19 protein-coding genes are annotated in these 18,064 nt (G+C 69.2%); 5 read left to right on the forward strand and 14 right to left on the reverse strand.

Going from position 1 to position 18,064, the window contains the following annotated elements:
* Nucleotides 1-3 precede the first annotated feature (3 nt).
* The 4 genes from O4G76_RS02490 to O4G76_RS02505 form a co-directional block, all read right to left on the reverse strand.
* Nucleotides 4-525 carry a TRAP transporter small permease gene (locus O4G76_RS02490; protein ID WP_269395836.1) on the reverse strand — a complete coding sequence of 174 codons (522 nt, stop codon included), beginning with the start codon at nucleotides 523-525 and terminating at the stop codon, nucleotides 4-6.
* Nucleotides 526-638: 113 nt separating this feature from the next.
* Complete coding sequence (locus O4G76_RS02495) at nucleotides 639-1,697, reverse strand: C4-dicarboxylate TRAP transporter substrate-binding protein (protein WP_269395837.1); 1,059 nt, start codon at nucleotides 1,695-1,697, stop codon at nucleotides 639-641.
* A 113-nt stretch (nucleotides 1,698-1,810) separates the two neighbouring features.
* Nucleotides 1,811-2,269: a metallophosphoesterase family protein gene (locus tag O4G76_RS02500; RefSeq protein ID WP_269395838.1), complete on the reverse strand. Its 459-nt coding sequence runs from the start codon at nucleotides 2,267-2,269 to the stop codon at nucleotides 1,811-1,813.
* Nucleotides 2,269-3,303 (reverse strand): LLM class flavin-dependent oxidoreductase, encoded by a 1,035-nt coding sequence (locus O4G76_RS02505; protein WP_269395839.1) that lies wholly within the window; start codon nucleotides 3,301-3,303, stop codon nucleotides 2,269-2,271. Before O4G76_RS02505 ends, O4G76_RS02500 begins: the two co-directional genes overlap by 1 nt.
* 164 nt (nucleotides 3,304-3,467) lie before the next feature.
* Here O4G76_RS02505 and O4G76_RS02510 point away from each other — a divergent pair, with 164 nt between their 5' ends.
* Both O4G76_RS02510 and O4G76_RS02515 read left to right on the forward strand, forming a co-directional pair.
* Entirely contained in the window at nucleotides 3,468-4,856 is a 1,389-nt protein-coding gene (locus O4G76_RS02510; RefSeq protein ID WP_269395840.1) for a phospholipase D-like domain-containing protein, read from the forward strand.
* Between the two features lie 7 nt (nucleotides 4,857-4,863).
* Nucleotides 4,864-5,580 (forward strand): endonuclease/exonuclease/phosphatase family protein, encoded by a 717-nt coding sequence (locus O4G76_RS02515; protein ID WP_269395841.1) that lies wholly within the window; start codon nucleotides 4,864-4,866, stop codon nucleotides 5,578-5,580.
* Nucleotides 5,581-5,584: 4 nt separating this feature from the next.
* Here O4G76_RS02515 and O4G76_RS02520 read toward each other — a convergent pair whose 3' ends face one another.
* From O4G76_RS02520 to xylF, 4 genes are all read right to left on the reverse strand, one after another.
* Nucleotides 5,585-6,559 carry a hypothetical protein gene (locus O4G76_RS02520; protein ID WP_269395842.1) on the reverse strand — a complete coding sequence of 325 codons (975 nt, stop codon included), beginning with the start codon at nucleotides 6,557-6,559 and terminating at the stop codon, nucleotides 5,585-5,587.
* A 201-nt stretch (nucleotides 6,560-6,760) separates the two neighbouring features.
* Nucleotides 6,761-7,567 (reverse strand): ATP-binding cassette domain-containing protein, encoded by an 807-nt coding sequence (locus tag O4G76_RS02525; RefSeq protein ID WP_269395843.1) that lies wholly within the window; start codon nucleotides 7,565-7,567, stop codon nucleotides 6,761-6,763.
* 1 nt (nucleotide 7,568) lies between these two features.
* A complete protein-coding gene (locus O4G76_RS02530; RefSeq protein WP_269395844.1) occupies nucleotides 7,569-8,894 on the reverse strand; it encodes a sugar ABC transporter permease in 1,326 nt (441 codons plus the stop codon).
* A gap of 98 nt (nucleotides 8,895-8,992) precedes the next feature.
* Nucleotides 8,993-10,027, reverse strand: a complete 1,035-nt coding sequence (gene xylF, locus O4G76_RS02535) for a D-xylose ABC transporter substrate-binding protein (protein ID WP_269395845.1) — start codon at nucleotides 10,025-10,027, stop codon at nucleotides 8,993-8,995.
* 218 nt (nucleotides 10,028-10,245) lie between these two features.
* On the opposite strand from xylF, the gene O4G76_RS02540 reads away from it, so the two are divergent.
* Genes O4G76_RS02540 through O4G76_RS02550 form a run of 3 tightly spaced genes read left to right on the forward strand, consistent with a single transcriptional unit; the run spans nucleotide 10,246 to nucleotide 13,842 of the window.
* The gene (locus tag O4G76_RS02540) at nucleotides 10,246-11,511 is read left to right on the forward strand and encodes an ROK family transcriptional regulator (RefSeq protein ID WP_269395846.1); all 1,266 of its coding nucleotides are present in this window, start codon (nucleotides 10,246-10,248) and stop codon (nucleotides 11,509-11,511) included.
* Nucleotides 11,508-13,052 (forward strand): CRTAC1 family protein, encoded by a 1,545-nt coding sequence (locus O4G76_RS02545; RefSeq protein WP_269395847.1) that lies wholly within the window; start codon nucleotides 11,508-11,510, stop codon nucleotides 13,050-13,052. The genes O4G76_RS02540 and O4G76_RS02545 overlap by 4 nt, the downstream gene beginning before the upstream one ends.
* A 37-nt stretch (nucleotides 13,053-13,089) precedes the next feature.
* Nucleotides 13,090-13,842 carry a metallophosphoesterase gene (locus O4G76_RS02550; RefSeq protein WP_085895855.1) on the forward strand — a complete coding sequence of 251 codons (753 nt, stop codon included), beginning with the start codon at nucleotides 13,090-13,092 and terminating at the stop codon, nucleotides 13,840-13,842.
* Here the strand turns inward: O4G76_RS02550 and O4G76_RS02555 are convergent.
* From O4G76_RS02555 to O4G76_RS02580, 6 genes are read right to left on the reverse strand one after another with little or no spacing between them, the layout of a single operon-like run.
* Entirely contained in the window at nucleotides 13,839-14,237 is a 399-nt protein-coding gene (locus O4G76_RS02555; protein WP_269395848.1) for a RidA family protein, read from the reverse strand. The two genes, O4G76_RS02550 and O4G76_RS02555, sit on opposite strands and share 4 nt — an antisense overlap.
* Nucleotides 14,227-14,682 carry a thioesterase family protein gene (locus O4G76_RS02560; RefSeq protein ID WP_269395849.1) on the reverse strand — a complete coding sequence of 152 codons (456 nt, stop codon included), beginning with the start codon at nucleotides 14,680-14,682 and terminating at the stop codon, nucleotides 14,227-14,229. Before O4G76_RS02560 ends, O4G76_RS02555 begins: the two co-directional genes overlap by 11 nt.
* Nucleotides 14,683-14,686: 4 nt before the next feature.
* Entirely contained in the window at nucleotides 14,687-15,376 is a 690-nt protein-coding gene (locus O4G76_RS02565) for an ABC transporter ATP-binding protein (RefSeq protein WP_269395850.1), read from the reverse strand.
* Nucleotides 15,373-16,122: an ABC transporter ATP-binding protein gene (locus tag O4G76_RS02570; RefSeq protein WP_269395851.1), complete on the reverse strand. Its 750-nt coding sequence runs from the start codon at nucleotides 16,120-16,122 to the stop codon at nucleotides 15,373-15,375. Before O4G76_RS02570 ends, O4G76_RS02565 begins: the two co-directional genes overlap by 4 nt.
* Entirely contained in the window at nucleotides 16,115-17,095 is a 981-nt protein-coding gene (locus O4G76_RS02575) for a branched-chain amino acid ABC transporter permease (protein ID WP_269395852.1), read from the reverse strand. Before O4G76_RS02575 ends, O4G76_RS02570 begins: the two co-directional genes overlap by 8 nt.
* Nucleotides 17,096-17,139: 44 nt before the next feature.
* Nucleotides 17,140-18,060 carry a branched-chain amino acid ABC transporter permease gene (locus O4G76_RS02580; RefSeq protein ID WP_269395853.1) on the reverse strand — a complete coding sequence of 307 codons (921 nt, stop codon included), beginning with the start codon at nucleotides 18,058-18,060 and terminating at the stop codon, nucleotides 17,140-17,142.
* Nucleotides 18,061-18,064 lie beyond the last annotated feature (4 nt).

An 18,064-nucleotide genomic window follows, 5' to 3' on the forward strand; every position in this document is an offset into this window, starting at 1 on the left:
GTCTCAGACCTCTTCGTGGGGAGAGTGCTTGGAAGGATCGACGAGCACCCGGCCGCCCGAGCGGATCGTGCGGATGTCGCCCATCATCTGGATCGCGAGGCGCAGCCAGCAGAACGAGACGCCGAACAGGAAGATCACGCGGCCCGGCCATTTCGGCAAGGACAGCTGGCCGAAGAAGTAGCTTCCCGATTTCAGCGTGTGCACCGCCTCGTTCCAGCCGGCCCAGATCAGCGGCGCCAGCGCCAGCAGGCCGACCAGCGAGCCCAGCACCACCAGCCAATCCTGCGTGCGCGGCGGCAGCCGCTCGGAGAGCACCTCGACCACGATGTTGCCGCGCGCCGCCGCCGTGGCCGCGAGCGGCAGCACGATGGCGGCGACCATCAGTTCGCGCACCATGTTGATCGTGTCGGGGATGCCCGAGTTCAGCGTCGCGCGCAGCACCACGCTGGTGGTAATCAGCAGCCCAAGCCCGATCACCGCCGCGGCGGCGAGGTTGAGCAGGAAGCTTTCGATACGGCTCAGCATGCGCACTCCCTTGGCGCCGGGGCCGGGCCCCGGCGGTCATCAGCGGATATGGTCAGGTGAAAGACGGGCGACGCGGGTGAGGCGCGCCGCCCGAAGCTCCCATGGGGCGTGGTTCAGCCACGCTCCCAGGGGTAACCCTTCTCGTCGACCTCGGCCTGATACTTGGCGATCAGACTGCGGTACTCCTCGAGCAGCGCCGCACCGTCGAGACCGGCGGCATCGGCCTGCGCGGCCCACTCCTCGAGATAGGTGTTGCCCTTTTCCACGAGCTTGGCGCGCTCGGCCTCGGGCAGTTCGATGATCTCGACGCCCGCTTCCTTCATCTTCTCGATGGCGGCGTCGTTGTCGGCGTTCACGAGGCGGCCGAACTCGTCGGAGAGCCCCTTGCCCGCCTCCATCAGCGCCTGCTGCTGATCCTCGGGGAGCGCGTCATAGGCGTCCTTGTTCATGAAGATGCCCAGCGCACCGACCTGGCCCCAGTTGAGCATGGTGTAGCTGTCCATGACCTCTTGCTGGTTCAGCGCGCCGACCGCGTAGGAATAGCCCTGGCTGCAGTCGAGCAGGCCCGAATCGAGGCCCTGATAGGCGTCGTAGATCGACATGTTGACGAGGTTGGCGCCGAAATCGGCGAAGGTCTTGCCATAGGCGCCGACGCCGCGGACCTTGAGCCCGTCGATGTCCTCGACCGTGCGGATCGCCGTGCCCTTGCAGCCGATATGCACGGCCGAGGTGGTGTAGGTGCCCAGATATACGAGGTTCTGATCGGCGAGGTTCGCCTGGATTGCCTCGGAGTTACGCATCAGCTCGTCGGTGGCCTTCATGCCGACCCAAGGATCGGGGTTCTGCACCGGCAGGTCGGCGATGCCGTAGGCCAGCATTTCCTGCGGGAAGTAGACACCGATGATGGTGCCCGCATCGGCCACGCCATCGGCCACGGCCTGGGCCGCGGCATCGGCCTTGAACAGGGCGCCGCCCCACTGCACGTCGAAGTTCAACTCGCCATCGGTGCGGGTCTTCACGTCCTCCACGAACCAGTTCAGCGCCTCGGCGCGAGCACCGCGATTGGGACCGGCCTCGCCGAAGAAAAGCGTGGTTTCGGCATGGGCGACGGAGCCGAGCGTGGCACCGGCGAGAATCGTCGAAGCGAGGGCCGCCTTCAGAAATCGCGTCATTTCAGTCTCCTCCCTGAATTTCGCATAGTAGAATTGTATTCTGCTAAACGAAACCTACGAGAGCAGTACCGTTCTGGCAACCCGTTGCATACGCCGCAGCGCGGCAACGCGCCTCAATCGAGAAGCGGCACCAGCTCGGCGATGGGCCCATCCGGCCCCGGCTCCAGAATGGCCAGCGTGATCGGCAGCTTGAATCGCCTTGGTCCGGCGGCACCGGGGTTGAGGTAGAGTACGCCGCCCCGTCTCTCGATCAGCGGCTTGTGCGAATGGCCGCTGATCACCACGTCGAAGCCCCGCGCGGCGGGATCGAAATCGAGCGTCTTGCGGTCATGCCGCATGTGGAGCCGCAGCCCGTCCAGCTCGATATCGCGGGTTTCGGGAAATCGCCGGCACCACGGCGCGGTATCGATATTGCCCCGGATCGCCGTAACCGGCGCGATCTCCTCCAGCGCCGTCACGATGTCCTCGCGGCCGATATCCCCGCCATGCAGGATGTGGTCCACCCCGGCCAGCGCCCCGAGAGCCTCGGGCCGCAGGAGCCCGTGCGTGTCCGAGATGACGCCGATCCGCATCAGGCCGTGGCGCGGCGCAGTTCGGGCGCGACGCGGGTGCCGAAGAGCTCGATCGCCTTCATCAGCTGCGCGTGGTCATAGACCCCGATCGCCATCTGGATCAGCAGCCTGTCGAATCCGAAGATCTCATGCGTGGCGAGGATCTTGTCGACCATCTCGGCGGGGCTGCCGACGAACTGCGCGCCCCCCGGGCCGCGTGCCGCGTCGAACTGGGCGCGGCTCGTGGGACCCCAGCCCCGCTCCCGGCCGATCCGATTCATCACCTCGGCCTGCGCCGGATAGATGATGTCGGCGGCCTGCTGGCTGGTCTCGGCCACGAAGCCATGCACGTTGAGGGAGGTCTTCAACGCGCTGGGCTCCTGCCCCGCCTGCGCGGCGCTCTTGCGGTAGAGGTCGAACAGGGGCGCGAACCGCGCCGGCTCGCCACCGATGATCGCAAGCGCCATCGGCAGGCCCAGCGCACCGGCGCGGGCCACCGATTGCGGCGAGCCGCCCACGGCGCGCCAGATCGGCAGCTGTTCCTGCACGGGCCGCGGATAGACGCCGCGCCCGGGAATCGCGTGGGTATGGGTGCTGCCGGGCCAGCGGATCACCTCTCCCTCGTTCAACGCCATCAGGAGCTGCAGCTTCTCCTCGAACAGGTCCTCGTAATCCTCGAGGTCGTGGCCGAAGAGCGGAAAGCTCTCGATGAAGGAGCCGCGCCCGGCGATGATCTCGGCCCGGCCGCCACTGAGATTGTCGAGCGTCGCGAATTGCTGGAACACCCGGATCGGATCGTCCGAGGACAGCACGGTGACGGCGCTGCTCAGCCTGATCCGCCGGGTGCGCCCGGCCGCCGCCGCCAGCACCACCGCCGGGGCCGACACCGCGTAATCCGGGCGGTGATGCTCGCCCAGTCCGAACACGTCGAGCCCGACCTCGTCGGCAAGCGCGATCTCCTCGACCAGCTGCGACAGCCTGAGCGCCGGGTCGACCCGGGCACCGGTGACCGGGTCCGTGCCGACGTCGCCGAAGGTGTAGAGGCCAAGCTCCATGGTGTTCTCCCGCTCCTGACGAGACTGAGCTAGCGGCCCGGCCCGCCCGGTCCAACTGTCGCTTTCGCGCATGATCTGTGCATCGATGTCCGACGGCGCGGAACCCCGTTGCGCAAGGGCGGCGTTTCCCCCACATCTTGATGGAGCATAAGGATTCCGGGCGCTTGTTCACCTACGACACGTTCCTCTTCACATTGCTCGGGATCGGCCTCGCGCTGCTCGCCACGGTGATGCTGCTGCAGCAGCGCCGCACCCCGCAATCGGCGGCGGCTTGGATTCTCGCGATCATCCTGCTGCCCTGGGCCGCGATCCCGCTGTTCTTCGCGCTGGGGTTTCGCAAGACCCGGACCCGCCACCCCTTCATCCGGTTCTCCTCCTCCGCCGGCCGCGACCGGCCAGACCCCGCCGGCGGCCCCTCGGAGGCGTTCCGCGCCTATGGCGTGCCGCCCGCCAGCGCCGGCAACAAGATCGAGCTGCATCGCGACGCGGCCCATGCGCGCGAGGCGATGCGGGATCTCGTGGCGAGCGCCCGGCACGAGCTCGACATCACCTTCTACCTGATCCACGACGACGAGATCGGCCGCGATTTCGTCGACCGGCTCACCGCCAAGGTCGAGGATGGCGTGCAGGTGCGGCTGATCATCGACCGGCTGGGCGGCTTCTGGTGCCCGCGCGCGGCGCTGGCGCGCTTCGAGGCGGCGGGGGGCGAACTGCGCTGGCACCAGCCCTTCCTGAACTGGCCGCTGAAGGGCCACATGAACCTGCGCAACCACCGCAAGATGATCATCGCCGACCGTGCCCGCGCCTGGACCGGCGGTCGCAATGTCGGCTGCGAATACATGGGGACACCGCTGCAGACCGGTCGCGGACCGCGCGACCCCGAGCTGTGGCGCGACCTGTCCTTCACGCTTCAGGGGCCCTCGGTCGAGGTGCTGTGGGACCTGTTTCGCGCCGATTGGGGAGTCGTCGAAGACAACCCTGACGCGCTGCCGGAACTGCATGTCGAGGAACGGCCCGGCGATGCGGTGGTGCAGGTCGTCCCGTCGGGGCCCGATACCCATCTCGACCCGCTGCACGACGTTCTGGTGCAGATGATCCACGCCGCCACCCGCCGGATCTGGATCGCCACGCCCTACTACCTGCCGACCGAGCCGCTCAACGCGGCGCTGTGCACCGCGGCGCGACGTGGCGTAGACGTGCGCGTCATGGTCCCTGCCCGCTCGAACCAGCGGATCGCCGATTTCGCGCGCGGCGCCTATCTGCGGAGCCTCGACGAGGCCGGCGGCCGGGTGCTGCAGCTGCCACGGCAGATGACCCATGCCAAGGCGGGCGTGATCGACGACGCAGCCTGGGCCGGTTCGGCCAATTTCGACGTGCGCTCGATGTTGCTCAATTTCGAAGTGGCGGTCTTCGTCTATGATGGGGGATCGGTCGCGCTCCTGGCCGACTGGTTCGCGGCCGAGACGGCGCTGTGCCGCGAGGGCGTGCGCCGCCCCGGCCTCGGGCGCAGGCTGGCCGAGGGGGTGTTCCGCCTCGGCGCGCCGATGCTGTGAGGATGCCATGACCCAGCCCCATCTCCGTCCCGGCCGTCTCAGGCTGGTGAGCTACAACATCCGCAAGGCGCTGGGCACCGACCGGCGCCGCAACCCGGCCCGGATCTGCAACGTCATCGCGGCGATGGAGGCCGATATCGTGGTGCTGCAGGAGGCCGATCTGCGGCTTGGGGCACGGCCCACCGCGATCCCGCTGACCGAGCTCTCGCAGCTCGGCGGCCTGCATGTCGTGGATTTCGGGCAATCGGCCAAGAGCCTCGGATGGCACGGCAACGCGATGCTGGTGCGCGAGGGCATCGCGGTGCGGGACCTGCACCGGATGGTGCTTCCGGGCTTCGAGCCGCGCGGCGCGATCGCCGCCGATCTCGACACGCCGGCGGGGCCTCTGCGGGTAGGCGGGCTGCATCTGGGGTTGCTGCGCGGCTCGCGTCGGTTGCAGCTCACCCATATCATGGACGAGCTGGACCGGATGCCCGAACGCCCGACGGTGCTGGCGGGCGACATGAACGAGTGGTCGGAGCGGGTCGGGCTGGGCCGGCTGGCGCGGCACTTCGAGATACACGCGCCGGGACGCAGCTTTCACGCTCGGCGCCCCGTGGCCGCGCTCGACCGGATCGCGACCGGCCCGGGGCTGGTGATCGCCGAAAGCGGCGTTTGGCACGAACAGCCCGCCCCCGCGGCCTCGGATCACCTGCCGATCTGGGCCGATCTGCACCACGTCTGAGCGATCAGACGATCAGCTCCTCCAGAGGCCGCCGTGCCCGCTGATCGGGATGCGTCCCGGGCGGGCCGAAACGGATCACCTGCATCAGCCGCCGCTCCGGATCGATTCCGACATGCCGCGCCACCTCCTCCCGCGCGTCGTGGCGCGAGGTCAGCACCCCCATCGGCCAGCCCGCGAGGCCCAGCTTCGAGGCTTCGAGCAGCAATCGCAGATAGGCGCGGCCCGCGGTCACCGGACTGTCGGCGACGGGCCGATGGAACAGCGCGATCACCGCGCTGCTGCGGATCTGCATGGTCTCGCCCACCAGCCGGTCGGTCAGTCCGAGCATGTCCGCCGGGCGCCACAACGGGCCCAGCACCAGCCGTGCCTCGGCCGCGGCGCGCGGGCTCAGCCGCAGCGTCGCCCGGTCGAGCCCGTCATGGCGCTTGCGCGGGTGGCGCGGGCTCAGCCGCAGCCACGACAGCAGCTCGCGCCGCGCCGCGCCGTCGCGCAGATGCGCCATCGCCGCCCGGTCATGCAGATCGGCCAGCCAGTCGCGACGTCCCGCGTCGGTGACGAGGATCGCATCGCGGCGGGTCCAGCCATAGAGATCCACCGGGCCCGGCTCGTAGGGCCCCCGATCGCTGAAGCGCAGCGGCAGCTGCCGCCCCAGCGGGTCCGGGTCGGTCTGCGCCTCGAGCGTGATCCGCGCCGCCAGCCGCAGCCCCGGCATCGTCTCCCGGTCGTCCCGGCCCCAGAGGTCGGTAAAGCCCGCCCCCATGCGCCGCGCCGAGAGCGCGAGGATCGTGGCCTCCGCCGCCGCGCCGCAGGCGAGGCCGGCGGCAATGCCATGCGGGTCGGAGACGGGCAGCGTCGCGGCGGGGTCGCAACCGATCAGGATCGTGTCGCCCTTGCGGCGCCAGCGTGCGGGCTGCGTGTTGAGAGCGGAAGGAGCGCTGCGCGCTTCCTCCACGATCTCTCGAAACTGTTCGGTCTGCATCTGCCGCTCCCTCGGGCGACGCGCCCGGCTGGCCAGACCCTAGCGGCCGCTGCCGCGACGGCAAGCCGTTCGGGAGCGAGCGTGGCGCAAACCACGCAGCACGCGCGAGGTCCGATATGCAGAGGTCCATCTCAGGGGCAGAGACGGAAAACCGGCCGCCCCTCGCGGGACGGCCGGAACATTGCAGCGTCCCGCCCGGCTTCAGGCGGCGTCGCGCTTGGGATTCTTGCCCATGATGATCATCGACAGGATATCGTCCTCGGTCACGTCCTCGACCCGCTCGGTGCCGACCAGCTGGCCGTTCTTCATCACCGAGACCCGGTCGCACAGCTCCATCATCTCGCGGGTGTCGTGGCTGATCAGGAAGATGCCCAGCCCCTGCGCCTTCAACTCCTTGATCAGGTCCGCGACCATCGCCGTCTCGTGCACGCCGAGCGCCGCGGTCGGCTCGTCCATGATCAGGATCCTGGCGTTGAAATACACCGCGCGGGCGATCGCCACCGACTGTCTCTGGCCACCCGACAGCGCCGAAACCGGCTCCGAAAGCTTGCGGAAATTGGGGTTGAGCCGCGCCATGATCTTGCGCGTCTCGGCCTCCTGCTTGGCATCGTCGACGAAGCCCATCCTAGTGACGATCTCGCGCCCCAGGAACAGGTTCGAGGCGGCGTCGAGATTGTCGGCCAGCGCCAGCGTCTGGTAGATCGTCTCGATATTGTAGCGCCGTGCGTCGCGAGGGCTGTGAATCGAGGCCTTCTCGCCGTTGATCCAGATCTCGCCCGAATCCGCCTTGTAGGCGCCCGAGAGGATCTTGATCAGCGTCGACTTGCCGGCGCCGTTATGACCCAGAAGCCCCACCACCTCGCCCGGGTAGAGATCGAGCGACACCCCATCGACCGCCTGCACGCCGCCAAAGGCGATGCGGATGTCCTTCAGTTCGACGAGGGGGGTTGCGCCAGAGGCGCGCGGATCGGGTGCCCCAGAGGCGCGGGGATCGGATTGCTTGTCCATGTCACTTCCCTCCGACGCGGCGGCGATAGATGATGTCGATCAGCACGGCGGCGACCAGCACGGTGCCGACGACCATGTTCTGCAAGGGCGCGTCGACGCCGACCATGGCCATGCCCGATTGCAGCGACTGCATGATCAGCGCGCCGAGAATGGCGCCGTATATCGTGCCGATGCCGCCCGACAGCGCCGTGCCGCCGATCACCGCCGCGGCGATGACGCGTAGCTCGTCGAGCGTGCCGATATCGTTGGAATGGTTGGTCAGGCGCGCCGAGGCGACCACGGCCGAGATGGCGACGAGCGTGCCCATGATCGCGAAGACCTTGACCGTGAGCAGCCGGGTGTTGATGCCCGACAGCTCCGCCGCGTCCGGATTGCCGCCGGTGGCGAAGATGTAGCGGCCGAGCCGCGTCTTGCGAGCGATCACCGTCATCACCACCGCCACCGCGATCAGCAGCAGCACCGAGTAGGGAATGCCGTAGGAGGCGGTGAAGCCCTCGGGCATCTCCGCGCCGCGCGCGGCGAAGTCGCGGGCCAGCACCCGGCTCGGGATCTCGTAGGCGTTGAGGATGGCGACGAAGCCGAGGATCGCGCCGACGATGATGGCCATGACCACCGCCTCGGCCCAGATCGGCTTGACCCGGAAGCCGTGACCGATCTTGTTGCGCCGCGCCGACCACAGCGCCAGCACCGCGACGACGGCGGCGAGAAGGCCGGCGATCCAGCTCCATTGCGCGCCCAGCGTGCCGTTGATGCCGCCGAAGGCCTGGAAGGTCTCGTCGAGCGGGCCGATGGTCTGGCCGGAGGTGATGTACCAGCCGACATTGCGCCAGATCAGCAACCCGCCCAGCGTCACGATGAAGGCGGGAATGGTGAGGTAACCGACGAGCCAGCCCTGGAACGCGCCGATCACCGCGCCGGTGATCAGGCCGGCGAGGATCGACAGCCATGGCAGCGCCGCGTGACCCAGCGGCAGGCCCATCATATCGGGCAGCCAGCGGGTCTGCATCATCGCCATGACGGCGGATGCCGTGGCCAGCAGCGCGCCGACCGAGAGGTCGATGTGGCGGGTGACGATGATGAACACCATGCCGGTCGCCATGATCGCCACCGAGACGGTCTGGATCGACAGGTTGAAGATGTTGCGCGGGGTCAGGAAGCGGCCGTCGGTCAGCACGTTGAACACGACGCAGACGATGATGAAGGCCCCGACCATGCCCAGCAGGCGCAGGTCGAGTTCCAGCTGGTTCAGGAAGGAGCGCGCGGGCGCCTTGTCCGCGGGCCGCTGCCCCGAGGGGGCGGCGTTGGGGACGGTATCGGTATCGGACATGTGGGGGCTCCTGGACGGAGAGGCGCGGCGCGGGGGAGCGCGCGCGGTCATGGGGGCGTCACGCCCCGGCCCGGATCACCGGGCCGGGGCGGCGCGTATCACTCGGCGCAGGCGGGAACGTCGCCGGTCACGCCCTGGCACAGGGTTTCCTGATCGATCCAGCCGGCATCGACCACCACGTCGAGGTTCTCGATGGTCACCGGAACCGGATCGAGGAACTTGGCCCAGAGCGTGGTGCCCGCGGGCGAGGTCCACTCCTCGGCACCCTCGATCGCGCTCATCTCGGCGCCACCGGCCAGCTCGATCGCGATCTCGCCGGCCTCGCGGCCCAGCTCGCGGCTGTCCTTCCAGACCGAGACGGTCTGCGTGCCCTGCGCGACGCGGTTGAGCGCGGCGTGGTCGGCGTCCTGACCCGAGACCGGGATGCCGTCCATGCCCTGCGCGGTGAGCGCGGCCACGGCGCCGCCAGCGGTGCCGTCATTCGATGCGACCACGGCGTCGACCTGGTTGTCCTGCGCGGTCAGGATCTGCTCCATGTTGCGCTGCGCATTGGCGGGCAGCCAGCCGTCGGTATAGGCCTCGCCGACGATGGTGATGGCGCCGCTGTCGATCGCCTCCTGCAGCACCTCCTGCTGGCCGCCGCGCAGGAAGTCGGCATTGGGATCGGTGGGCGAGCCCTTGATCATCACGTAGTTGCCCTCGGGCGCGGCCTCGAGCACGGCGCGGGCCTGCATCCGGCCCACCTCGACGTTGTCGAAGGTCAGGTAGAAGGCGCGATCGTCCTCGATCAGCCGGTCATAGGCGATGACCGGGATGCCTTCGTTGAAGGCGGCGTCCACGGCCGGGCCGATCGCCTGGGTGTCCTGCGCGAGGATGATCAGCGCGTCGACGCCCTGCGCGATCAGGCTCTCGACGTCGGAGAGCTGCTTCGAGGAGGAGGACTGCGCATCGGCCGAGACGTATTCGGCGCCTGCGGCTTCGAGCGCGGACTTGATCGCGGCCTCGTCGGTCTTCCAGCGCTCTTCCTGGAAGTTGGACCAGCTGACGCCCACGGTCATGCCGTGCTGCTCGGCGATCGCGGTCGTGCTGAAGCCGGCCGTCAGGGCGACGGCGGCCAGAATTGCGTTGCGCATGGGTATCCTCCCTAAAACATGTCTCCCGTCCCACCGGGAAGCCGATCCCCTCCCAGGGACCGGTTGACCGACACAGTCGCATATTTAGTTCGCTTGTCAAAATATATTTTGCCAAGAGCTGCCCCGAGACGGTAACAATCGATGGCAGGCGCGCCGCATTCCGAGCAAATCGGGAATATCGGCCGGAGGAGGCCTGCAGATAATTCGGGGATCGAACTATGATCGACGCACAACCGGCGGAGGCGGACGATACCGTGGCCGAACCGCAACAGGGCGTCGGACCGCTGCTGCCCGGCGCGCAGCGCGAGGCGCGACCGCTGCGGCAACAGATCCTCGAGCATGTCCGCGCCCATGGGCGCACCGCCCGCGCCGATATCAGCCGTGCCCTCGGCGTCAGCGCCGGGTCGGTCACCACCCTGACCTCGGAGTTGATCGGCCTCGGCCTGCTGCGCGAGGTCGAGAGCGCCGGCGCGGCCCCGACGACGCGGGGCCGACCCCCGGTGGCGCTCGAGCTGGTCTCGGAGGGTCGGCTCGTCATCGGCATCAAGATCTCCGACGAGCGCAACACCGCCGTGCTGGTCGATTTCTCCGGCGCCATCCTCGCCGATGCCGCGCGGCCGGTCCCGCCGAGCCGCCGCACGCTGGACCAGACCTGCCACGAAATCGATGCGCTGATCGAGGCGGTGCTGGCGCAGGCCGGGCGGCCGCGAGACGAGCTTCTCGCGGTGGGCGTCGGCCTCTCGGGCATGGTCGACCACGAAAGCGGCACCGTGCTCTGGTCGCCGCATCTGGGCCCGGACATGCCGCTCGGTTCCGAGGCCAGCCGCCGCTTCGGACTGCCGGTGCTGATCGACAACGACGCCAACATGCTCACCCTCGCCGAGCTGTGGTTCGGCGTCGGGCGGCAGCGCTCGGACTTCGCCGTGGTCACCATCGAGCACGGCGTCGGCATGGGGCTCGTGATCGACAACCGCCTCTATCGCGGCGAACGCGGCATGGGGCTCGAGATGGGCCACACCAAGGTGCAGCTCGACGGCGCGCTGTGCCGCTGCGGCAAACGTGGCTGCCTCGAGGCCTATATCGCCGATTACGCTTTGGCCCGCGAGGCGGCCACGGCGCTGGGCCGGTCGCCGCAGAGCCCGCAGGTGATGCTCGACGCGCTCTATGCCGAGGCCAAGAGCGGCAACCGGGCCGCCCGGTCGATCTTCAACCGCGCCGGACGCTACCTCGCCCTCGGCCTGTCCAACGTGATCCAGCTGTTCGACCCGGAGCTGGTGATCCTCTCGGGCGAACGGATGCGCTACGACTATCTCTACGCCGACGAGGTGCTGTCGGAGATGCGCGAGCTCACCCTCGTCGAGGGGCGCGTCCCGGCCCGGATCGAGATCCACGCTTGGGGCGATCTGGTCTGGGCCCGCGGCGCGAGCGCGCTGGCGCTGGCCGACGTCACCGGGACGGTGCTCGCCGAGGCGCGCTCGGCATGACGCGGTGGAACTGGCGGACCGGGATCGGGACCGGTCGCGCGGGGGTCGCGGCGCTCGGGCTGGCCGCCCTGCTCTCGGCAGGTCCTGCCACGGCTGGACCGCGCTTCGAGGACCGCTCGGCGGCGCTTCCCGAACATGTCTATGCGGGCGGTTGGGAGCATTTCGTGGGCGGCGGCGTCGCGGTGTTCGACTGCGACGGCGACGCGCGGCCCGACATCTTCGCCGCCGGGGGCGAGACCCCGGCACGGCTCATGCGCAACCGCGGCGATTTCGCCTTCGATCCCGTGCCCCTGCCCGATCTGCGCGGCACCACCGGGGCCTATCCGCTCGACGCCGACGCCGATGGCCGCCCCGATCTCTTCGTGATGCGCGCCGGTCCGAACCGGCTGCTGCGAGGACTGGGCGATTGCCGGTTCGAGGATGCGACCGAGGCCTTGGGGCTGCCCCCGGGCGACGGCTGGACCACCGCCTTCACCGCATGGTGGGAAGCGGATGAGCGCCCGGTGATGGCGATCGGCAACTACGTGGATCGCGACGATCCGGAAGGCCCCTTCGAGGCCTGCGACGAGAACGCGATCCTGCGGCCCGGGGCGGATGGCTGGCGCGCCGAGGAACTCGGCCCCGGCTTCTGCGCGCTGTCGATGCTCGCGGCGCGCGACGCGCGGGGGCGACGCGCGCTCAGGATCTCCAACGACCGGCACTACTACGTGCGCGGCGGCTTCGAGCAGATGTGGGACATCGAAGCGCGCCGGTTTCTGGACGAGGCAGATGGCTGGCCCACCGTTTCACTCTGGGGCATGGGCATCGCCTCGCGCGACCTGACGGGCGACGGGCGCGACGAGGTGATGCTCACCTCCATGGGCGACCAGCTTCTGCAGCTCGCGCAACAAGATGGCAGCTATGCCGCCGCGCCCTATTCGATCGGCTCCTACGCGCAGCGTCCGCATATCGGCGATGACGGCCGCCCCTCGACCGGCTGGCACGCCGAGTTCGGCGACATCGACAATGACGGGCGCGCCGACCTGTTCATCGCCAAGGGCAATGTCGACCAGATGCCCTCCAATGCCATGCGCGACCCCAACAACCTGCTGATGCAGCAGGCCGACGGAACCTTTACCGAGACCTCGGTCGAGGCCGGGATTGCCACCACCGAGCGGTCGCGTGGCGCCGCGCTCGCGGATTTCGACGGCGACGGGCGGCTCGACCTCGTGGTTCTCAACCGCCGCGCGCCGATGGAGCTTTGGCGCAATGTAAGCGAGGGCACCGGCCACTGGCTCGGCCTCGATCTGCGCCAACCCGGCGGCAACCGGTTCGCCATCGGCGCGGTGGTGACGGTCGAGACGGAAGCGGGCCGGCAGGCGCTGCAAAGGACCATCGGCGCCGGCCATGCGGGTGGACAGCTCGGGCCGCTCCATGTCGGGCTGGGTGCCGCCAAGCGCGCGCGGGTCACCGTCGAATGGCCCGACGGCGCGATCACGGGCCCGTACGAGCTGGAGGTGGACCGCGTCGTTACACTGGACCGCGCCGCCCTGCCCGGCTGAGCTTGCCACCGCCGCGCCCGACGCTAGGCTCGCGGCCATGAGCACACGCAGCTACGCCATCGGCGACATTCACGGCCACCCGGAGAAACTCCGCGCGGCGCATGACCTCATCGCGGCCGACCGGGACCGGACCGGCGACGGTGAAAGCCCGGTGATCCATCTGGGCGATCTCACCGATCGCGGCCCCGACAGCCGGGGCGTGATCGAGATGTTGATCGAGGGCATCGCAGCCGGCGCGCCGTGGATCGTCCTGTTGGGCAATCACGACCGGATGTTTCACCGCTTCCTCGACGATCCCGACTGGCACGATCCGGGGCTGCGCGAGGATCTCGGCTGGCTCGATCCGAGGCTGGGCGGCGACACCACGCTCGAAAGCTACGGCGTGGCACCGGTGGCGGGGCGCGATCTCTACGAGGTGCATCGCGAGGCCGTGGCGAAGGTGCCCCGCGCGCATCGCGACTTTGTCGCCGCGCTGCCGCTCACCCATTCACGTGGCGAGGTGCTTTTCGTTCATGCGGGCATCCGCCCCGGCGTCGCCCTCGCCGACCAGACCGAGGACGACCTCGTCTGGATCCGCAAGGGCTGGCTCGAGGATGGCCGCGATCACGGCCCGCTGGTGGTGCATGGCCACACCGCGCTCGAACGTCCCCGCCATTTCGGCAACCGGGTCGATCTCGACGGCGGCGCGGCCTATGGGCGGCCGCTGGCGGCGGCGGTAATCGAAGGACGCGAGGTGTCGCTGCTGACGCCCGATGGCCGGACACCGCTGCGCCCCGAACCCGAGGCCTAGCGCGGGATCGCCGCCGTCGCCTCGATCTCGACCAGCGCCTCGTCCTCGACGAGGCCCGCGACGATCACCATGGTCATCGCCGGGAAATGCCGCCCCAGCACCCGGCGATAGGCTTGCCCCACCTCCTTTTGCCGCGCGAGATATTCGCTCTTGTCGGTGACGAACCATGTCAGCCGGGTGATGTGCTCGGCCTTGCCGCCCGCCGCCTCGACCACCGCGAGGATGTTGCGCAGCGCCTGTTCCATCTGGCCGATGAAGTCATGCGTTTCGAACACCTGGTTTTCGGTCCAGCCGATCTGGCCGCCGACGAAGAGATGCCCCTCTGGCGTCATCACGCCGTTCGCATAGCCCTTGGCGGGCGCCCAGCCTTCGGGGTGGATGATCTCATGTCCCATGCGGGGCCTCTCCTTCGGTCTGTTCTGTCGCACCCGTCCGGGCGATGTCTTCCTCGATCGGTCCGCGCAGCGCGTCGGGCCAGCGCGCCGGCCGCCCCGTCGCCTGCGCGACATGGACCAGCGTGAAATCGGCGTGCAGCCGCGCCTCGCCATTGCTGGAGATGTCGATCTCCAGATCGAGGCTGGAACGCCCGACCCGCAGCGGCCTGAGCCGCAGCTCCAGCGGATCGCCGATCCGGCTCGGCGCGGTGAAGCGCACCTCGCAGCGCGCAGTCGGCACGGCAAAGCCGCCATCGACGTGGATCGCCCCGAAACTGCGGCCGAGACGCTCCTCGAACCAGTCCTCGATGCAGGCGTTCAGCATCTCGAAATAGCGCGGGTAGAAGACGATCCCCGCCGGGTCGCAATGCTCGAACCGCACCTTGCGCGTGGTGGTGAAGACCATCGCCTCACACTCCCAGATATTGCTGCGCGAGATCGCCCGAGAGCGCCGCCGGCGCGCCGTGCCAGACATCGCGGCCGCGCTCGAGCACCACGCAGTCATCGGCCACCGTCGCCAGCTCGCGCAGCGACTTGTCGACCACGAGGATCGACTGGCCCTGCGCCTTCAATTCGCGGATCGCGGCCCAGATCTCGGCCCGCACCACCGGGGCCAGCCCCTCGGTCGCCTCGTCGAGGATCAGGAGCTTCGGGTTGGTCATCAGCGCGCGGCCGATCACCAGCATCTGCTGCTCGCCCCCCGACAGCGTCTCGGCGCGCTGCCCAGCCCGCTCGGCAAGGCGCGGGAACAGCGCACAGACCCGCGCCATCGTCCATTCGCCGCGCCGCGCGGCGGCCATCAGGTTTTCCCGCACCGTGAGCCCGGCAAAGGCGCGGCGGCCTTCCGGCACGAGGCCCAGCCCGAGCCGCGCCGCGCGGTGCGAGGGTAGCCGCGACAGGTCCTGCCCGGCGAAGGCGATGCGCCCCGAATTGGCCGCCATCATCCGGGTGATGCAGGCGATGGTGGTGGTCTTGCCCATGCCGTTGCGGCCCATCAGCGCCAGCGCGCAGCCCTCCTTCAGCGTGAAGGAGACGCCGAACAGCGCCTGGCTCGCACCGTAGGAGGCGCAGAGATCCTCGACTTCCAGAAGCGCGCTCATGCCTCTTCCCCCAGATAGACCCGCTGTACTTCCGGGTCGGCCCGGATCTCGTCCGGCGTGCCGGTGGCGACGACGCGGCCATAGACCAGCACCGACACCCGGTCCGAAAGCCGGAACACCGCATCCATGTCATGCTCGACCAGTAGGATCGGCGCGCGGTGGCGCAACCCGTCGAGCAGGTCGCCCAAGACCCGCGCGCCCTCGGTGCCCATCCCGGCCATCGGCTCGTCGAGCAAAAACAGCCGCGGCCGGAGCGCCAGCGCCATCGCGATCTCGAGCTTGCGCCGCTCGCCATGCGCCAACGCCGCCGCGGGCACGTCCTCGCGCCCCGTGAGCCCGGCCTGCGCGATGCAGTCGCGCGCGGGATCGATGAGCGCGGCGTCGCGCATCACCGGGCGGAAGAAGCGGAACGTCGCCCCCGACGCACCCTGCACCGCCAGCACCACGTTCTGCAGCACCGTGAACTCGGACGCGACCGATGACACCTGGAAGCTGCGCGCCATGCCCAACCGCGCCCGCCCGGCCGCGTCGACGCCCGACAGGCTGCGCCCGTCGAGCCGGATCTCGCCCGCATCCTGTGCAATCTCGCCCGAGATCTGCTTGATCAGCGTCGACTTGCCCGCCCCGTTCGGCCCGATCAACGCATGGATCTCGCCCGGGCGCAGGTCGAGCGACACGTCGTCGGTGGCCTTCAGCGCGCCGAAGCTCTTCGACAGGCCGCGGATGTCGAGGATCGGATCAGCCATGTTTCCTGCCCCCCGCGAGAAAGCCGATGACGCCGCCGCGCGCGAACAGCACGACGCCCAAGAGCAGCAGCCCGAAGAAGAACTGCCAGTGATCGCTGACCCCGCCCAGCAGGTGTTCGAGCGCGATGTAGAGCCCGGCCCCGGCCAGCGGTGCGAAGAGTCGTCCCGTGCCACCGAGGATCAGGAACACCAGCAGCTCGCCCGACAGGTGCCATGACAGCATCGACGGGCTGACGAAGCGGTTGAGGTCGGCATAGAGCGCGCCGGCCAGCGCAGTGATCGCGCCCGAGATGACGAAGGCCACCAGCAGCACCCCGCCGGGACGGATGCCCACCGCCATCAGCCGCTGCCGGTTCTGCCGCGCCGCCTGAAGCGCGAGGCCGAAGCGCGAGCGCGCCAGCATGGCGATCAGGCCCAGCACCGCCAGCAGCAACGCGACGACGAGGACGAAGAACTGGATCGGATCGAGCGTGTTCAGCCCCGGAAAGCCGTTGCGCACGTAGATCGGAAGCCCGTCCTCGCCGCCATAGGCGGGCCATGAAATGGCGAAGTAGAAGATCATCTGTCCGAAGGCCAAGGTGATCATGATGAAGTAGACGCCGGTGGTCCGCAGGGACAGCGCGCCGATCACCGCCGCGGCCAGCGCGCCCACCGCCATGGCCACCAGCCAGATCACCGGCATCGAGGTGGTGCCCTCGAACAGCACCGGCCATTCGAACATCGGTGTGTAGTTCAGCGCGTGATGCGCGAGGATGCCGGCGGTGTAGCCACCCAGCCCGAAATAGGCGGCGTGGCCGAAGGAGACGAGCCCGCCGAAGCCCAGCACGAGGTTCAGCCCGGCGCCGGCGATGGCGAGGATCGCCACCTTGGTCGCCAGCGTCACGAGGAAGGTCTCGCCCGTCGCCCAGGCGCCGAGGCCGAAGCCGATCAGCCCGAGCGCCAGCGCGGCGTTGACGATCTGCGCGCGTGCCATGCGCCCTCCCCGCCCCGTGGGCGCCGCCGTGATCTCCGCCGCGCTCATGCCCGCGCTCCGAACAACCCGCCGGGCTTCACGATCAGCACCAGCGCCATGAGGATGTAGATCGCCATCGAGGCCAGCGCCGCGCCGACGCTCGTCGCCGCCGAGGTCTCCATGAAGAGATCGAAGATCGATGGCAGCAGCACCCGGCCCATCGTGTCGGTGAGCCCGACCAGCAGCGCGCCGACCAGCGCGCCCTTGATCGAGCCGATGCCGCCGATGACGATCACCACGAAGGCGAGGATCAGCACCGGCTCGCCCATGCCGACCTGCACCGACTGGATCGTGCCGACCAGCGCGCCCGCCATGCCCGCCAACGCCGCGCCGAGCGCGAAGACCAGCGTGTAGAGGCGGCCGATATCGACGCCCAGCGCCGCGATCATCTCGCGGTCGGCTTCGCCCGCGCGGACCTGCACGCCGATCCGGGTCTTGCCGATCAGCAGGAACAGCCCCACCGCCACGAGAAGCCCGGCGCCGATGATGGCGAGGCGAAACAGCGAATACTGGATGCCGCCCGGCAGGGTCACGCTGCCCGACAGGCTGGGCGGCACGTTGAGATAGAGCGGGAAGGAGCCGTAGAGCCAGCGCGTGCCTTCCGAGAAGATCAGGATCAGCGCGAATGTGGCGAGCACCTGGTCGAGATGGTCGCGGCGGTAGAGCCTGCGGATCACCGCCACCTCGACGATCGCACCCGCCGCCGCGGCCGCCGCGATCGAGGCGGCGAGGCCGAGCCAGAAGGAGCCGGTGGCGGCCGCCACGCCCGCGCAGGCGAAGGCGCCGATCATGTAGAGCGAGCCATGCGCGAGGTTGATCAGCCCCATCACGCCGAAAACCAGCGTGAGACCGGCGGCCATCAGGAACAGCATCAGCCCGGACTGAAGCCCGTTCAGCAGCTGCTCTATCAGCAATAACATCGACATCGGC

This window comes from Limimaricola sp. G21655-S1, from assembly GCF_027213785.1.
In the GTDB taxonomy this organism is placed as follows: Bacteria; Pseudomonadota; Alphaproteobacteria; order Rhodobacterales; family Rhodobacteraceae; genus Limimaricola.

Bases quoted from the DNA above. Each gene is read 5' to 3' on its own strand.
- O4G76_RS02530 (WP_269395844.1), bottom strand. From the start codon at position 8,894: ATGTCCGATACCGATACCGTCCCCAACGCCGCCCCCTCGGGGCAGCGG.
- O4G76_RS02495 (WP_269395837.1), bottom strand. From the start codon at position 1,697: ATGACGCGATTTCTGAAGGCGGCCCTCGCTTCGACGATTCTCGCCGGT.
- O4G76_RS02520 (WP_269395842.1), bottom strand. From the start codon at position 6,559: ATGCAGACCGAACAGTTTCGAGAGATCGTGGAGGAAGCGCGCAGCGCT.
- xylF (WP_269395845.1), bottom strand. From the start codon at position 10,027: ATGCGCAACGCAATTCTGGCCGCCGTCGCCCTGACGGCCGGCTTCAGC.
- O4G76_RS02545 (WP_269395847.1), top strand. From the start codon at position 11,508: ATGACGCGGTGGAACTGGCGGACCGGGATCGGGACCGGTCGCGCGGGG.
- O4G76_RS02570 (WP_269395851.1), bottom strand. From the start codon at position 16,122: ATGGCTGATCCGATCCTCGACATCCGCGGCCTGTCGAAGAGCTTCGGC.
- O4G76_RS02550 (WP_085895855.1), top strand. From the start codon at position 13,090: ATGAGCACACGCAGCTACGCCATCGGCGACATTCACGGCCACCCGGAG.
- O4G76_RS02525 (WP_269395843.1), bottom strand. From the start codon at position 7,567: ATGGACAAGCAATCCGATCCCCGCGCCTCTGGGGCACCCGATCCGCGC.
- O4G76_RS02565 (WP_269395850.1), bottom strand. From the start codon at position 15,376: ATGAGCGCGCTTCTGGAAGTCGAGGATCTCTGCGCCTCCTACGGTGCG.
- O4G76_RS02515 (WP_269395841.1), top strand. From the start codon at position 4,864: ATGACCCAGCCCCATCTCCGTCCCGGCCGTCTCAGGCTGGTGAGCTAC.
- O4G76_RS02560 (WP_269395849.1), bottom strand. From the start codon at position 14,682: ATGGTCTTCACCACCACGCGCAAGGTGCGGTTCGAGCATTGCGACCCG.
- O4G76_RS02505 (WP_269395839.1), bottom strand. From the start codon at position 3,303: ATGGAGCTTGGCCTCTACACCTTCGGCGACGTCGGCACGGACCCGGTC.
- O4G76_RS02575 (WP_269395852.1), bottom strand. From the start codon at position 17,095: ATGGCACGCGCGCAGATCGTCAACGCCGCGCTGGCGCTCGGGCTGATC.
- O4G76_RS02555 (WP_269395848.1), bottom strand. From the start codon at position 14,237: ATGGGACATGAGATCATCCACCCCGAAGGCTGGGCGCCCGCCAAGGGC.
- O4G76_RS02490 (WP_269395836.1), bottom strand. From the start codon at position 525: ATGCTGAGCCGTATCGAAAGCTTCCTGCTCAACCTCGCCGCCGCGGCG.
- O4G76_RS02540 (WP_269395846.1), top strand. From the start codon at position 10,246: ATGATCGACGCACAACCGGCGGAGGCGGACGATACCGTGGCCGAACCG.
- O4G76_RS02580 (WP_269395853.1), bottom strand. From the start codon at position 18,060: ATGTCGATGTTATTGCTGATAGAGCAGCTGCTGAACGGGCTTCAGTCC.
- O4G76_RS02500 (WP_269395838.1), bottom strand. From the start codon at position 2,269: ATGCGGATCGGCGTCATCTCGGACACGCACGGGCTCCTGCGGCCCGAG.